This is a genomic window from Fervidobacterium riparium (assembly GCF_025370035.1).
In the GTDB taxonomy this organism is placed as follows: Bacteria; Thermotogota; Thermotogae; order Thermotogales; family Fervidobacteriaceae; genus Fervidobacterium; species Fervidobacterium gondwanense.
Window position 1 is genome coordinate 1,779,699 of the sequence record NZ_CP009277.1, and the last position, 14,649, is coordinate 1,794,347.

Annotated in this window: 14 protein-coding genes; 5 read left to right on the plus strand and 9 right to left on the minus strand. The window is 39.9% G+C overall.

Annotated features, from left to right (window positions below; genetic code table 11):
• Window positions 1-9: 9 nt before the first annotated feature.
• The 4 genes from IB67_RS08595 to IB67_RS08610 all read right to left on the minus strand — a co-directional run bounded on the left by IB67_RS08595 (window position 10) and on the right by IB67_RS08610 (window position 2,508).
• Entirely contained in the window at window positions 10-774 is a 765-nt protein-coding gene (locus IB67_RS08595) for a tetratricopeptide repeat protein (protein ID WP_339746663.1), read from the minus strand.
• The gene (locus tag IB67_RS08600) at window positions 771-1,397 is read right to left on the minus strand and encodes a glycerol-3-phosphate acyltransferase (protein ID WP_339746666.1); all 627 of its coding nucleotides are present in this window, start codon (window positions 1,395-1,397) and stop codon (window positions 771-773) included. Before IB67_RS08600 ends, IB67_RS08595 begins: the two co-directional genes overlap by 4 nt.
• Window positions 1,394-1,720: a hypothetical protein gene (locus IB67_RS08605; RefSeq protein ID WP_339746669.1), complete on the minus strand. Its 327-nt coding sequence runs from the start codon at window positions 1,718-1,720 to the stop codon at window positions 1,394-1,396. Before IB67_RS08605 ends, IB67_RS08600 begins: the two co-directional genes overlap by 4 nt.
• A gap of 89 nt (window positions 1,721-1,809) precedes the next feature.
• Window positions 1,810-2,508: a glycosyltransferase family 2 protein gene (locus tag IB67_RS08610; protein WP_339746672.1), complete on the minus strand. Its 699-nt coding sequence runs from the start codon at window positions 2,506-2,508 to the stop codon at window positions 1,810-1,812.
• A gap of 134 nt (window positions 2,509-2,642) precedes the next feature.
• Between IB67_RS08610 and IB67_RS08615 the strand changes: the two genes are divergently transcribed.
• Window positions 2,643-2,897: a DUF3783 domain-containing protein gene (locus IB67_RS08615; protein WP_339746675.1), complete on the plus strand. Its 255-nt coding sequence runs from the start codon at window positions 2,643-2,645 to the stop codon at window positions 2,895-2,897.
• A gap of 47 nt (window positions 2,898-2,944) precedes the next feature.
• Here the strand turns inward: IB67_RS08615 and IB67_RS08620 are convergent, their stop codons facing one another.
• Both IB67_RS08620 and IB67_RS08625 read right to left on the minus strand, forming a co-directional pair.
• Window positions 2,945-4,258, minus strand: a complete 1,314-nt coding sequence (locus IB67_RS08620) for a S8 family peptidase (RefSeq protein WP_339746677.1) — start codon at window positions 4,256-4,258, stop codon at window positions 2,945-2,947.
• Between the two features lie 128 nt (window positions 4,259-4,386).
• Window positions 4,387-5,934 carry an FGGY-family carbohydrate kinase gene (locus IB67_RS08625; RefSeq protein WP_464309254.1) on the minus strand — a complete coding sequence of 516 codons (1,548 nt, stop codon included), beginning with the start codon at window positions 5,932-5,934 and terminating at the stop codon, window positions 4,387-4,389.
• Between the two features lie 160 nt (window positions 5,935-6,094).
• On the opposite strand from IB67_RS08625, the gene IB67_RS08630 reads away from it, so the two are divergent.
• On the plus strand, window positions 6,095-7,303 hold the full coding sequence (locus IB67_RS08630) for an MFS transporter (protein ID WP_339746683.1): 1,209 nt from the start codon (window positions 6,095-6,097) through the stop codon (window positions 7,301-7,303).
• A gap of 55 nt (window positions 7,304-7,358) precedes the next feature.
• On the opposite strand, the gene IB67_RS08635 is transcribed toward IB67_RS08630, so the two are convergent.
• Genes IB67_RS08635 through IB67_RS08645 form a run of 3 tightly spaced genes read right to left on the minus strand, consistent with a single transcriptional unit; the run spans window position 7,359 to window position 10,327 of the window.
• Window positions 7,359-8,363, minus strand: a complete 1,005-nt coding sequence (locus IB67_RS08635) for an electron transfer flavoprotein subunit alpha/FixB family protein (RefSeq protein ID WP_339746686.1) — start codon at window positions 8,361-8,363, stop codon at window positions 7,359-7,361.
• A gap of 25 nt (window positions 8,364-8,388) precedes the next feature.
• Window positions 8,389-9,168, minus strand: a complete 780-nt coding sequence (locus tag IB67_RS08640) for an electron transfer flavoprotein subunit beta/FixA family protein (RefSeq protein ID WP_339746689.1) — start codon at window positions 9,166-9,168, stop codon at window positions 8,389-8,391.
• A gap of 19 nt (window positions 9,169-9,187) precedes the next feature.
• Window positions 9,188-10,327: an acyl-CoA dehydrogenase gene (locus tag IB67_RS08645; RefSeq protein ID WP_339746692.1), complete on the minus strand. Its 1,140-nt coding sequence runs from the start codon at window positions 10,325-10,327 to the stop codon at window positions 9,188-9,190.
• A gap of 384 nt (window positions 10,328-10,711) precedes the next feature.
• On the opposite strand from IB67_RS08645, the gene IB67_RS08650 reads away from it, so the two are divergent.
• The 3 genes from IB67_RS08650 (at window position 10,712) to IB67_RS08660 (ending at window position 14,631) form a co-directional block, all read left to right on the plus strand.
• Window positions 10,712-12,115 (plus strand): PDZ domain-containing protein, encoded by a 1,404-nt coding sequence (locus tag IB67_RS08650; protein WP_491745826.1) that lies wholly within the window; start codon window positions 10,712-10,714, stop codon window positions 12,113-12,115.
• Between the two features lie 28 nt (window positions 12,116-12,143).
• Window positions 12,144-13,940 carry a 5'-nucleotidase C-terminal domain-containing protein gene (locus IB67_RS08655; RefSeq protein ID WP_498875272.1) on the plus strand — a complete coding sequence of 599 codons (1,797 nt, stop codon included), beginning with the start codon at window positions 12,144-12,146 and terminating at the stop codon, window positions 13,938-13,940.
• A gap of 73 nt (window positions 13,941-14,013) precedes the next feature.
• A complete protein-coding gene (locus tag IB67_RS08660) occupies window positions 14,014-14,631 on the plus strand; it encodes a lysoplasmalogenase (RefSeq protein ID WP_072758918.1) in 618 nt (205 codons plus the stop codon).
• The last annotated feature ends 18 nt before the right edge of the window (window positions 14,632-14,649 follow it).

Consider the following 14,649-nt stretch of genomic DNA (forward strand, 5'->3'; position numbering starts at 1 on the left):
GTATCCTCCTTACTTTAAGTTTTGAAGCATTTGCTGAGCAACTTTGACGTTCGTTTCGTGCTGGACTAAAAAGTAAGGGTGAGGTTGTAGATTCAAAACTCTTCTTAGCGAGTTTTCAGCAGATTTTTTATCTCCAAGTTTTAGGTAAACTTCGGCAAGGTACAAGTGTACACCAGAGTAATCATTTATGTACTTCTCTGCTTCTTTAAAATTCTCTAAAGCCTTTTTAGTATCTCCAAAGGGCCAAGGGGCTGACATGTATCGCACTGCTTTTGTCATATATGATAGGCCCTTGTATAAATTATCGTTCGAATATCTAATTGCATTATCTATGTATGCGTCGAATTTATTCAAAAGGCTTAGCTTTCCAAATACATTAACAAAATCTATAAGCCTTGCAGAGCACATGCTTGCCACGTAGTACGCTCTGCCATTTTCTGGGTTGTTTTTCAGTATGCTTTCAGAGATCTCGAGAGATTTCTTCAAGATTTCCTCTCTCTTTTGTCTGTCCGATAACATTTCTGAATACTCGAAATACACTTCTGCTAATATAACTCTGACCTTCTCTAATTCTTTCTCACCGAGTTTTTCTTTGCTCGAATTTCTATTTTCGGAAAGTGTGTTTTCAAGGTCATTGATTAGTTTAAAGAGCTGCGCTTCGTTTTTCAAAGAACGCGCCTGTTGAAATGTTTTTTCGTAAAATTCAACGCTGTTTGCTGAAGATAGCACAGAGAAGGTTAACACAAGCAGTATGATTGCTAAAGCCCTTCTCATGCCTTGTACCTGCCTTTTATTAATTTTGTTATTTCTCTTCTATGTTTGTAAGCGACAATTAATAAATTACCTACGTACAGTAAAACCAGTTCTGAAGAACCGTTAAGTGATTTCCATAAGGTGTAAAGCAAAAGGAAAAAGAATCCTATAAAAGCCCGCAAAGCATCTGTTTCAGGTGTTGTTCCTTTCCTTTTCATTAATTTGTTCGCTATGGAGAACAATGTGAATGTAATGCCGAGCACTGCCGGACCTTCCCACTTTGTCAAAACTGACCAAGCGCCGAATGTCGTTGCTATCGCCTTTCCACCATTGAAACAGAGCATAGGTGAGAAAGCATGACCAGCAATACCAGCTAATGAGGCTAAGCTGACAATGTAAGGGTTAATTTTCAGTTCTGTATTCCAAGCAAAAATTGCGAGTGGGAACACGCCCTTGAAATAATCAAGCGCAAGGGCTAAGAACCCCCATTTCCATCCGGCGGCACGCCACAAGTTTGTCGAACCAGGATTTTCATCACGCACCTTGCGCAAGTCAATCCCGAGAATTTTGGCAAATATATGCGAATACATTATGGATCCGGATATAAATTGCAAAACTATTAGGGCGAACCAGTAGAAAGTCATACCTTTAATTTCCTCCCTCGCCAGTAGACCTGTTTCTTAAGCAACGTTAGATACAAAGAATAAAAGAAAACTATTAAGAAGAAAATATAATGGATTGGGTAGAGTAATGCATCGTAAATTTTGTACTGTCCGGTATCTTTGGATAGCAAGCGAATAAATAGCGCAACGATGAGATAGTTAGCTGTTTTAGTTAGCACCTCTGAAATGTTGTTCGTCTCAAAAAATATACTGGCGATATTTGGTATAGAAGTATAAATTCCAGCCATCCATATAAGTGCTAATAAGAATGCAAAAGTACCACCAGTTATTGCTCCTGAGGACATATTTTTTGAAAAACCTTCGAGTAGCTGTTTTATCCCGTTAGGATACATCCTAAATTGGACTACACCGTCTCCAATGAAATTCGTCACTTTTATGCCGTGTTTAGGTATAACTTGGCTAATTTTATATCTTCCAAAATCCCGTCTCTTATAGTACTGTGGCCTCCAGTCTTTTCGTAGTCTTCTCTTGAAGTAAAGACAACAGGACCAAAAGCGCCTCTTGCAATCTTCCCAGGAAAACCCAAAGTGTTACTCGCGTATATTACAAGCAAGTTGAATGGTAAAGTTAGGTGCTCATAAAATTTCTCGAGCCTTTGATAAGGCCATACGGATATTAGCCCCCCGTGGTAAGCATGTTGAACCGAAAGGTATTCAATTAACTTGTCTGAAGGCTCAACATCTGCATCCAAAAATAGAAGATAATCTCCAGAAGAATTTAGAAAACCATTCCACAGTGCCCAAGACTTTCCGACCCAGCCATCTGGTGGGTCTTCTTCTAGTTTTACCAACTTTACTTGCTCAAAAGATGTAGCGATTTCTGAAGTTTTGTCGGTAGAGTTATCATCAACGACTATGATTTCGTGTGCGGGAAACTGCTGAGAGCAAACCAGCGGAAGGAGCTTTTTGAGGTTCTCTTCTTCGTCCCTTGCTGGAATTATCACTGAAACTTTCTTTTCAGCGATTTCTTCTACGTCTTTAAGCCCGTTTGTTCTTCTCAGTATTCTTTTTCTACCAGAAATATAGTCCAGAATAGATATAACAACGAATGCTATGAATATCAGATATCTCATTACAACCTCCGTTTAAATTATACTTTGTAAAATATTATAACATATAAATTTAATAGATTGACACTAGGTTCTTTTTCCATTAGAATTATCTTGAACAATTATTCATAATTTCTTTGAAAAATGGAGGAGAGAGTATGTCTGAGAAAAGCGAAAAGATAATAATCATGCATGGATTTGAAAAGCCAGAAATTCTACAGCTGATGCGAGTTGTAAAGGAAAGCTTCCAAGGTGAAGAACTGATATTCGCAAGCACCACGCCAACGAGCCTGACTTGGAAAGTTCAAGACCTGATAGAAGAGCTAAAGAGTGAGCACGAAGAATTCAAGAAAATGAAAGATGCTAAACTGCAAAACAATCGTTCTAACAATCAAAATGAGTCTGAAAAATAAAAGGGGAGCAATTGCAAGTTGCTCCCCTTGTTTTATGTTTGAGTTAATTAATATGTGAGCGCTTTGTATGCATCGATTAATCCGTATCCAACGTATTTGTTCCAACCTTTTGAGTCGTAGGTGTAACCTGGTATTTTATACGCTGTTTGTTTTAACCTGTTTCTTATCGCCTCAGGTGTTGTGTATCCTTTTGCGTAAAGCATTGCTGCGAGAGCGGAAACGTGTGGTGTTGCCATGGATGTACCTTGCAAGAACATGTATATGTCTCCATTAGTAGGCGTCCATGTTGTACTCAAAACACCATCTGCGTAACCGTCGCCGTTTTGGTCAACACTCGTGTCTCCACCGGGTGCTACAACGTCGAGGTAGTGATATACGTAAGCTCCCTTGTATGGATCATAATACCTTGTGTAATTGTAATTTGAATATGGTGCTCTCTTGTTATCATATCTTGTCGCACCGACTGCTATTGTTTCAACGTACGCTGCTGGGTAGGACAAACTTGGTCTATTTTCATTACCTGCTGCACAAACAAGCGTAACGTTTTTGCTGTAAGCATACTTCACCGCATCCATAAGAACTTGTGCTCCGCCTCCACCAAGACTCATGCTAACGATTTTTGCCCCATTGTCGACTGCCCATCTAATGCCGGCTGCAACGTTGTCAAGTGTTCCGCTACCATCAGCACCAAGCACTCTTATTGGCATTATCTTTATTCCGTATCCACCCCAGTTAACACCAGCGACGCCCAAACTGTTGTTTGTAAGGGCTGCAACCGTGCCTACACAGTGTGTACCGTGGCTTACGTCCTGTGCAGGATCTGTTGGGTTACTGTCGCCATCAACAAAATCTTTTCCTGTCACAAATATTCCTTGGAGGTCTGGATGCGTGAAGCTAACGCCAGTGTCAATAACCGCTACAACGATATTTGCTGATTTCATTATATCCCATGCTTGCGGTAATTTGATATTGTTATAGTGCCACTGGTATCTGTAATATGTGTCGTTTGGTGTTGCAAGTGCTCTGTAGATGTAGTTCTTATCCACTGATTTAACTCCAGGAAGACTTGACAGGAGTTCTGGTTGTTCTGTTCTAACGGTAACGATTTGTACATCATCGAAACTGTAGGCTCTTACAACTTCTGCACCAACACTTGCCAAGCTCTTAATAGCGTCTTCTCTTGGTTCAAACTGAACAACATACTCGCCTGGTACGAAATCTTCTTCCGTTCCAGAAACTCCGAGCTTTTCAGAGACACCGAACTGTTCTTTTGGTTCGAACTTTGGTTCGAACGAGTTTGTACAGCTGAACAAAACAAGGACTGTTAGCAATGCAGCGACCAATAAATATAACCTCTTCATCCCTTTTCCCCTCCTTATATACTGTGGTAGGATGTCAATAATTATAGCAAAAATCAAATGAATATGTCAAGAAATGTCCAAGGAATAAGGATAAAAAGAGAGTAAAAATGTGTAATCATTATTTCAAGTTATTGCTCGCTATATTTTCTCAAATGATTCAGTACAAAAGAAAGCTTATTTATCCTTCCCCAGATTTTCTTGTATACTTTGCTGTAATAATTCATGTATATTTCATGCTCGTTCACATCTGGCAAAAATTCTTCGTTGATATGAACCATGCTTTGAACAGCTCTTTCAAAGTCTTTGTAAACCCCTATACCCACATACGCTGAAATTGCAGCACCAAGTGCAGAGGTTTCGTTTGTCTGAACTTTATACACCGGAACTCCCATCATGTTCGCTGTTATCTGGCATACTTCTTTACTTTTTGAACCACCACTAGAGAGTCCAATTCTCTCTATTTTAGTTCCGGTCTTCTTTTCAATAGCTTCTTTTCCTTCCAAGAGTGCGTAGTTTATTCCCTCTATTATCGCTCGATAAAGATGCATTCGAGTGTGCTTATCCGAAAAGCCTATAACTGCTCCGCGAGAGAATGGTTTCTCTGGTCCTGGCGTCCACGCAGGATAGATTATCAATCCATCGCTTCCAGCAGGGATTTTCTGAAGATACTTGTCAAGAATCTGTTCTGGAAATGTGTTAAGTTCTTCTGCTTCGCGAGCTTCGCTATGTGCAAATTCTTTCTTGAACCAAGAGACAAGCCAGTACCCTCTGAACACACCGATTTCAGGGTTGTAGCTTTCAGGAATTATTGAGGGGTATGGTGGGATAAACGGTATAACTTCGACGTATTTGGATGTTGTAGTCTGAATTGTTGCGGTTGTACCCAAGCTTATGCTACCTACATTTGGCGAGAAGCACCCAATTCCAAGTGTTTCGCACTGCTTGTCCGCACCAGATGCTATCACAGGCAATCCTTCTTTAAGCCCTGTGAACTCAGACGCTTGTTTCGTAACATAACCTAAGATTTGTGTTGGTTCCACAAGCCTCGGAAGTTTTTCTCTTTCTATACCGAAAAGTCGCCATTTGTAGTGATACAGGCTCTTTATCCATTCCTTACTTTTGTAATCGAAAGGAACATAACCGACTTGTGAGGCTGTAGAATCAACGAAATCTCCTGTCAGTTTGTAGTTTAAGTAACCTGACAAAAACAAGTATTTGTGCACTTTTTTCCAAATCTCCGATTCTTTCTGTTTCATATAGTTCGCTTTACTTCTTCTGTAGGCCATATGCGCCGTAGGGAGTTTTTTTATAAGCCAGAATGCAAATACTTCATGTGGATATAGCTTAGGTTTTCCCTCTGCCTCTCTCTCATCAAGCCAAACAAACGCATCTCTTAGAGGATTACCATTCTCATCAACAACCACAATTGTTGATCTTTGTGTTGTTAAACTCATGGCCTGAACATCTTTGAAAACACTTGGCGATTTATCTTTCAAATTTTTGACAGCCTTAGCAAGCGTTTCCCAGTACAACTCTGGCGATTGCTCAGCCCAACCAGTGTTCAACGAATAATAAGGTTCGAATTCAATCTTTTCTGCAGCAAGAATTTCGCCTCGTTCTGAAAACACGATAGCTCTGAGACTCTGGGTACCACAATCGATTGATAGGACACTCATAGAAAGCCTCCCCAAATGTTTTTCTCAAACATATTATATCATTTTCAAAATGAAAGAGTGCTTGCGTTAAATTTATACAAAATATAATGTTGTATTTTAACTAAGATATGATATAATGCGCTTAGCAGAAAAATTAGTAATGCTAAAAGTAGGATAGTGTATGCATAAAGAGAAAAATGTGTTAAGAACTTTATTTCTAATAATTCTGGCTGATATGCTTGGGTTTGGGCTGATCATACCACTCTTGCCATACTATGCGAAAGAATTCGGCGCTTCGGCTCTCATGATAGGATTCCTTGGTTCAATCTATCCTTTAGGTCAGGTATTTGCAGCACCGCTGATAGGGAGGTTATCAGATAAATACGGCAGAAAGAGGGCTCTACATCTAAGTGTCGGTGGAACTTTTGTTTCACTATTAATTTTAGGTTTCGCAAAATCATTGAGTTTGATATGTTTTTCAAGATTATTCGACGGACTGACGGGTGGAAACATTACAGTTGCACAAAGTTACATAGGTGATTTCACTGATGAGAAGTCAAGAACAAAAAGTCTTGGATTGATAGGTGCCGCTTTCGGTCTTGGATTTATCCTTGGACCGGCGTTTGGAGGTTTCTTAAGTCAGTGGGGAATGCATGTACCTGCGTTTTTTGCAGCCGGTTTGTCTTTTGTTAATATAATCAATATATTTTTGTTCTTGCCGGATTCGAAACCTGTCAAAAACTCGAAGTCAGTCCCATTTACGTTTCAAGAGCTGAAAAAGACCTTTTCACAACCAGCGGTGGCGAGTTTGCTTTTTACAAAATTCTTCTACTCGCTTGGATTCACAATGTTCGAGTCTACATTTGCACTCTTTGCTATCAGTCGCCTGAACCTGCCTGCATCAAAAACGAGTTTCATATTGGCGTATATCGGTGTAATAATAGTGTTCGTACAAGGTATCTTAATTGGAAAGTTAACTAAGAAATATTCTGAAACAGATTTAACAAGGTATGGTATATTCCTCTCGGTACCTTTTCTTGTATTGTATTCTTTCGTGAAGACCGTTCCTATGCTACTGGTACTTCTTGCTCCACTATCTGTATTTTCAGCCGTGATAGGTGTTTCAATTAGTTCATTGGCTACTAAATTGGTGAGCAAAGATAAGCTCGGCGGAACACTCGGAATTTTCAATTCTGTAGACAGTTTGATGAGGATAGTAGCACCCGTGTTTGGAGCTACTATTGTTCAATATATCGGAGCGAAGTATTTGGGAACGATTGAGGGAAGTTCCGTATTTGTGAGTGCTATACTCTTTGGAATGTTATTCTTGCCAAAGTGCAATGCTAAAACAAATACTGATAAGACTGAAGAACTTTCTGCGAACGTTTAATGTTTATATGGTGAAAAATAAAAGCGGGGAGTTCCCGCTTTTTGCCTTATAAGGATTAGGATATCTTTTTTTCCAAAATACCTTTTTCATTTCTCAACTCTTTTATGAGAGCCTTGACAACGCTTTTCCAATCCCCTACGATGCCAAGGTCTGCTATTTTCATTATAGGAGCATCAGGATCTTTGTTGATTGCGATTATGTATTCACTATCTTGCATTCCTGCAACATGCTGGATAGCACCACTTATCCCGACTGCTACGTAAAGCTTTGGCTTTACGACTTTTCCGGTCTGTCCAACTTGGAGTTCCTTCGGTAACCATCCGGCGTCTACAACAGCTCTTGAACCAGCAACCGCACCGCCGAGTAGTTCAGCAAGTTCTTCAAGTAATTCGAAATTTTCCTTGGAACCGATACCCCTTCCACCAGCGATGATAATTTTTTCTGCAGTTATATCTTTCACAGTCCTTACCTTCTTGACAATTCTTTCTATGCTAACTTTTAAATCTTCTCTCGTTATCTTTGGATTAAAGAGAATAGTTTCACCTTTTCTGTTAGCGTCCATAGATGGTAATGGAAATATGCCTGGTCTTATAGTTGCCATCTGAGGTCTTCTGTCAGGACAAATTATCGTTGCCATCAAGTTTCCGCCAAAAGCCGGTCTTGTCATCAGTAGAAGCTTTGTTTCTTGGTCAATCTCGAGTTGTGTACAATCGGCGGTAAGCCCTGTTTTCAATCTTGCTGCAAGTCTCGGACCGAGTTCTCTTCCGATGCTTGTTGCACCGAGCAGCAAAATGTCCGGTTTTTCGTTTGATATGAGTTGATAGAGTGATTCGGTATATAAATCAAGCGTATACTTTTCCAGCAACTCATGCTCGATTATGAAAACTTTGTCGGCTCCGCTTTGTATGAGTTGAGTGCTGAGGTTTCCAATCTTGTGACCACAGACTATCGCCGCTACTTCGCAGTTAAGAGATTCAGAAAGTTCTCTTGCCTTTCCGATAAGTTCAAGTCCAACATTTAGCAGCTCACCATTTCTTTGTTCACAGTAAACCATTATCATTTTTCTTCACCTCTTTTTCGCACCATCATATCACGTGAAGTCGTTTCAATGTTGAAACAAGCACTTCAGCTGATTCTTGCGCAGGTAAATTCACAACATTGCCCTGTTCTTTTGGTCCTTTTGTGAACGTTCTTCTTACCTTCGTGGGCGAACCCACTAACCCTACTTCCATCTTGTCGAACTTCAAAACAGAGTTGTTCATGACCGTTATTGGTTTATCAAAACAGCCGAATATGTTGTAAACCCTCATATATCTTGGAGTGTTTAGCTCTTTCGAACATGTTATGAGACATGGAAGAGTAACGGATATTATCTCATACACATTTTCAAGTTCTCTTGTTATTACAACCTTTCCATTTTCTGTTCGAATGTCAGTTGCGTAAGCGATGGCTGGTATGCCGAGGTGCTCTGCTATTTCGATTCCAACTTGTGCGGTATCACCGTCAATAGCCTGCCTTCCACACAGTATCAAATCGTAACCAATGATTTGAGCTGCTCTTGCCAAAATCATGCTCGTTACCCATGTATCGGCTCCTGCGAGAAGTGGGTCCGTTATCAAAACCGCTTCGTCTGCGCCCATCGCGTAGCTTTCTCGCAAAATAGCTTCTGCAGCTGGTGGTCCCATCGTGATTACCGTAACCTTCGCGCCAATAGAGTCCTTTATTCTCAAAGCTGCTTCAAGTGCATTTTTGTCTTCCGGATTCATTATTGATTTTACGCCGTCCCTAATCAGAGTTCCCTTTACAGGGTCAACCTTTACTTCTGTTGTATCAGGTACCTGCTTTGCGAATACAACTATTCTCATCCTAATCACCTCTTGGCTATTACTTTATGTACTGAGCAGCGATCACTAACTTTTGAATTTCGTTTGTGCCTTCGTAAATCTGAGTGATCTTTGCATCTCGCATCATTCTTTCGATAGGATAATCCCTTGTGTATCCATATCCGCCGAAGATTTGCACAGCTTGTGTTGTGACTTCCATAGCCACATCTGAGGCGTATTTCTTTGCCATAGCTGCATCAGCACTTGTCAATTGCCCTTTATCCTTCTTTATCGCTGCGTTGTACACAAGTAGCTTGGCAGCATCTGTCTTTGTTATCATATCTGCGATGTACCATTGCAATCCCTGGAACGTGCCAATCGGCTTTGAGAATTGTTTTCTATCTTTCACGTACTTTAGAACTTCCGATATCGCACCTTCTGCAATGCCGAGTGCTTGTGCGCCAACGCCTATCCTTCCACCGTCGAGCGTACTGAGTGCTATCTTAAACCCTTGACCTTCGCTTCCAAGTAAATTTTCTTTTGGTACTTTGCAATCTTCAAATATCAATTCTGTTGTTGAAGAGCCTCTGATTCCAAGTTTGTGCTCTTCTTTACCTATCTTGAACCCTTCAAATCCCTTCTCGACTATGAAAGCACTTATACCTTTCGTGCCTTTTGACTTATCCGTCATCGCAAAGACTATGAATACATCAGCCTTCCCGCCGTTGGTTATAAATATCTTAGAACCATTCAGAATATAATGGTCTCCGACTAATTTTGCTGTGGTTTGCTGATTTCCGGCATCGCTTCCTGCGTTGGGTTCAGTTAGAGCGAAAGCGCCAATTTTCTCGCCTTTCAAAAGTGGCTTTAGATACTTCTCTTTCTGAGCTGGTGTTCCGTAGGTGTAAATTGGGTAGCAACAAAGGGAAGTGTGAGCAGACAATATTATCGCCGTTGTTGCACAGTGTTTTGCAAGTTCTTCTACTGCGATTATATATGTTAAGTAATCTCCACCAGTACCACCAACTTCTTTCGGGAATGGAATACCCATCATGCCTATCTCAGCCATTTTCTTTACCGTCTCTATTGGAAAGTACTCTTCTTCGTCAACCTTCTGTGCGAGAGGTTTTACCTCTTTCTCTGCGAATTCCCTAAAGAGCTCCCTTGCAAGTAAGTGTTCCCTGCTTAATAAGTAATCCATCTATCATACCTCCGTTTCAGAGTGTATTTTGCTACACGTATCACAAACAAACGTGAAAATATTCACGTTACAATTACAGTATATCACAGAAAGATAAAATGTTAAGTTAAATTGTGAAGAATATCACGTAAAAAGAATTAGATTAAAAGCATTTTTCGAAATTATACTTGACTAACCGTGTTTTTCTGCAATTTGGAGCATACAAATCAAATTTAAGATAATTGCATTTTATAGATTGCATTTTATCCTTTATTCGACATAGGTTATAATTTAAAGCTAAACTGAATTTTCTTGTCCATTTGTACAGCAAAATGCACAGTGCTATAATTAGATGTTAAGAGGTTGTTTGGAAATTTAAGGCGCTTGGAGGGATGTATCTTGAAGGTGGGGACAAAACTTATCTTGATTTTTATTATTTCAGGTATAGTTATCACGTTTTTGCTTTCGTGGATTATTGAATTCTACAAGTATCAAAAGAGACTCGTTTTAAGGGACGATGTGGCGAAAGCATTCGAAGATGTTAATAGTTTGGTTAGGAAGGTATATCCACGGACTGATAGAGAAACTTTAGCAGATAATACGAAAAAGGTCTTCGAATCAGCTCTTTCTAAAATACCAAGAAAATGCCTTCCTATTGATGCGTTTAAGTATGTACAGCCGGTATTGAGTGCTCTAAATGATGAAAATCTAAGAATATATCCTCCTTTTGAGCCAGTATATAGTGTTTTGCCATTTTCCGTGATAATTGTTGACGGAAAAGCAGTAGTCAATTCAAGTGCTGTCGAAAACATAAAGGCAGGAGACGAAATCGTTGAAATAAACGGTAAAAGCGTAGATAAGGTAATTTCTGAGCTCCTTGTTTTCACAAGCGGAGAAAACTATCTTGTTAAGGAACAACAACTGCCAAGCCTTTTTCAGCTGATACCAGAACTGCTTGATAAGAAAAAAGATGCTGTTGGCATCTTTTACAAGCAGAAGGAGTATAATGTGAAGTTGAGGAGTGAAAATGGTGAGAAGGAAATTAATGTAAAAACATTGACTGCTTTCAGTTATCCACGAGAGAGTGCGCAGTATCCAGCTTTGCCTTCAAGGTCTCCTTTTGAATTCACTCGAAATGGCGATATTGGTATCTTGAAACTTGGAACGTTTCAGTTATCAGGCACTATGTTCAACAGGTATAGAGAATTTCTTGACAACACCTTTGTTCAAAATAGGGATTTGAAGGTTTTATTGTTAGATTTGCGAGGTGTATCAAGTAGGGATTTTACGATATTTAAAGAGCTGTACGAACATTTGGTGCCAAATAAAGTAAGTGTGAAAAGACGTATTTCAGTAGTCAACACGGCATACAATATGGACCTTCTTGAGAAATATGGCTTTGAATTTACACAAACAACTGGTGAGTTGCTAAGGCTTGAGTTTGAGCATACTTTCATCCCGAGAGATCCATTTGTAAACGCAGATGTATGGATTTTGTTTGATAGATACACTTCAAATGCTGCGTTGGATTTTATCTATACGTTTAGAAAATTACGGAAGTCAAGAACGATAGGTGAGCCAACTCTGATGAAAATAAACCACACAACAGATCTTAATTTTAGATACGATGACAAGCTCATGACGACTTTCTCGTTCCCAACAGCGATTCTCTCTGAAGATAACGGTGAAAGTGGTTTGATGCCAGATTTTACAGTAGATATGAATACAGAAAAAAGGATACAGTACATAAAGGGTGAAGGTGATTATATGCTAAACGAGGCACTAAAGATAATAAATAGTGACCAGTAGTTCCACACTATAACAAGGAGGGAGAAGGATGAGGAAGTTACTAACGGTTGTACTAAGTTTAGCTTTGTTGGTTCTGATTTTCGCAGAAACAAAGCAGATAGTCATACTACAGACAAGTGACTTGCACGGTTATATCTATCCTGTGGACTATGCGACGAACAAGCCTGCTAATTGGGGATTGGCGAAGGTAGCGTCGGTAATTAAAGAACAGCGTGAGAAGTACGGGGAGGAGAATATCATAGTAATCGACACAGGTGATTTAATTCAGGGCAGTCCTATGGCTTATTATCATGCACGCTTTGAGAATGAGCCAGTCAACCCAATGGTATTGTCTATGAACCACTTAAAGTTCAATGCGAGTGTGCTCGGAAATCACGAATTTAATTACGGATTAGATGTTCTTAACAAAGCTATCAGCGAAGCAGACTTCCCATTCCTCAGTGCAAATATTGTAGACGAGCAGGATACTCCATATTTCATGCCATATCACTTGGTTGAGATCGGAGACGTTAAGGTATTGATACTTGGGCTTACAACAAAGTACATTCCAAATTGGGAAGACCCGAGAAACATAAAGGGATTGAAATTCTTGGATCCAGTTCAGGTAGCTAAGGAATACGTAGAGGCTTTTAAAGATTTAGTTGATGTGGTTGTGATTGCATATCATGGTGGCTTAGAAAAAGACCCGGCTACAGGTAACCCAACTGAACCACTCGTTGGGGAAAATCAAGGGTACGCGTTAGCAACAGAGATTGAGGGAGTACACGTACTTCTGACCGGACACCAGCACAGAACTATTTCAACGAAGATTGGAAATGTTGCAGTTGTCCAGCCATCTAACTGGGGAAGGATGGTTGGTAAGGTTGCTTTGATACTTGAAAAGAACGAAGAAGGCAAGTGGGTAGTAAAGGATTCAAAACCAGAACTAATCGATGCTTCAAAATATCCTGCTGACCAAGAGATTCTTGAGCTCACTAAGGATTACGAAGAAAAGACTCAAAGGTGGCTCGATATACCTGTTGGAACTGCTAAGGGAGATTTCTACATCTTTGATCCATTTGTAGCAAGACTTTGGGATAATCCGTTGATGGAGTTCGTCAACAAAGTACAGATGTACTACACAGGGGCAAAGATTTCTTCGACTGCTCTTTTCACAAACGATGTAAAAGGTTGGAAAGCTGGTCCTGTAACGCTGAGGGATATAAACGATGTTTACATATATGCAAACACATTGAAAGTAATCAAGGTTAAAGGTGCAGACATTAAAGCAGCTCTCGAGAGAAGCGCTGATTATTTCGTTTTCGAAAACGGTTTAGCGAAAGAGAACAAAACGTGGGTGGAACCTAAGGTTCAGAGATATAACTATGACATTTGGGAAGGCATCTCTTACAAGATAGTGTTGAATAGACCTGTTGGTGATAGAATCGTTGACCTAATGTTTGAGGGTAAACCGGTCGATATGGATGCCGAATATGAAGTTGTGCTCAACAACTACCGTGCCGGTGGTGGCGGCGGATATTCGATGTTTACTAATAAACCTGTTGTTAAAGAAGTCTTGATAGAAATGGCCGAGCTCATGTCAAACTACCTGCTTGAAAAGAAGGAGATAGAATCAACGCTCGACAATAACTGGGGCGCCTATGTTGAAATGGAATACACAGTTAGTGCTGGCGATATGCTCGAAAGCATTGCTTCAAAACTTGGTGTCAGAGTTGAAGAACTTAAGAGGTGGAATAATATAAGTGGAGATGTAAAGGCAGGGGATGTTCTGAAGTACTACGTACCGTACTTCGAATACCTGAAATTGATGCAGAAAGCATCCTAATGCAGTAGTTTCAACAGCAGGGGCAGAAAAGCCCCTGTTTTTTGATTTCTTAAAGTAAAAGGGGGGATAGGTTATGGTTTTGATAATTATCTCGATAGTGTTTGGGGTTATAACAACTGCTTTGAAAAGCAATCGAAAAATTGATAAGAGGAGCTTGTCGATTTTAACAAAGGTACTCACAACTTTCTGTGTGTTCATAGCAGTTGTCAGTTGGTCTGTCAAAAACGGAAACTACAGTGGTTGGAGGTTACTGTTGAGTCTGGGTATTCTTTTTGGGGTTCTTGGAGACTTCTTCATGGAATTTGAGAAATTCTTTCTATATGGTATGCTCTCTTTTCTCGTTGGGCATGTGTTCTATATTTTTTCGTTTCGTTCGAACGGTGGTTTTCCAAATGCTTTGATATTAACTTTTGTCTTGTGTATAGGAATTGCGTATTACTTCTTCATACAAAACAAGCTCGGCAAAGATAAGATACCTGTGCTTGTCTATGTACTTGCTATCAGCACGATGCTGGCTTTTTCTTCGAACATGAGTCTGTTAACGTTCTTGGGTGCTTTGTTGTTTTTTGTTTCAGATGCAATTCTTGCATACGATAAATATGTTAAAAGTGTTCCTTTGAGAGACTTTCTCATTTTGTCAACATATTTTTCCGGACAGATTTTAATAGGGATAAGTGCGATGCTAAGATAAAATCTTTGGAGGTATGGA

Coding starts and splice junctions, on each gene's coding strand:
- IB67_RS08595 (WP_339746663.1), bottom strand. CDS start 774: ATGAGAAGGGCTTTAGCAATCATACTGCTTGTGTTAACCTTCTCTGTG.
- IB67_RS08600 (WP_339746666.1), bottom strand. CDS start 1,397: ATGACTTTCTACTGGTTCGCCCTAATAGTTTTGCAATTTATATCCGGA.
- IB67_RS08605 (WP_339746669.1), bottom strand. CDS start 1,720: ATGTCCTCAGGAGCAATAACTGGTGGTACTTTTGCATTCTTATTAGCA.
- IB67_RS08610 (WP_339746672.1), bottom strand. CDS start 2,508: ATGAGATATCTGATATTCATAGCATTCGTTGTTATATCTATTCTGGAC.
- IB67_RS08615 (WP_339746675.1), top strand. CDS start 2,643: ATGTCTGAGAAAAGCGAAAAGATAATAATCATGCATGGATTTGAAAAG.
- IB67_RS08620 (WP_339746677.1), bottom strand. CDS start 4,258: ATGAAGAGGTTATATTTATTGGTCGCTGCATTGCTAACAGTCCTTGTT.
- IB67_RS08625 (WP_464309254.1), bottom strand. CDS start 5,934: ATGAGTGTCCTATCAATCGATTGTGGTACCCAGAGTCTCAGAGCTATC.
- IB67_RS08630 (WP_339746683.1), top strand. CDS start 6,095: ATGCATAAAGAGAAAAATGTGTTAAGAACTTTATTTCTAATAATTCTG.
- IB67_RS08635 (WP_339746686.1), bottom strand. CDS start 8,363: ATGATAATGGTTTACTGTGAACAAAGAAATGGTGAGCTGCTAAATGTT.
- IB67_RS08640 (WP_339746689.1), bottom strand. CDS start 9,168: ATGAGAATAGTTGTATTCGCAAAGCAGGTACCTGATACAACAGAAGTA.
- IB67_RS08645 (WP_339746692.1), bottom strand. CDS start 10,327: ATGGATTACTTATTAAGCAGGGAACACTTACTTGCAAGGGAGCTCTTT.
- IB67_RS08655 (WP_498875272.1), top strand. CDS start 12,144: ATGAGGAAGTTACTAACGGTTGTACTAAGTTTAGCTTTGTTGGTTCTG.
- IB67_RS08660 (WP_072758918.1), top strand. CDS start 14,014: ATGGTTTTGATAATTATCTCGATAGTGTTTGGGGTTATAACAACTGCT.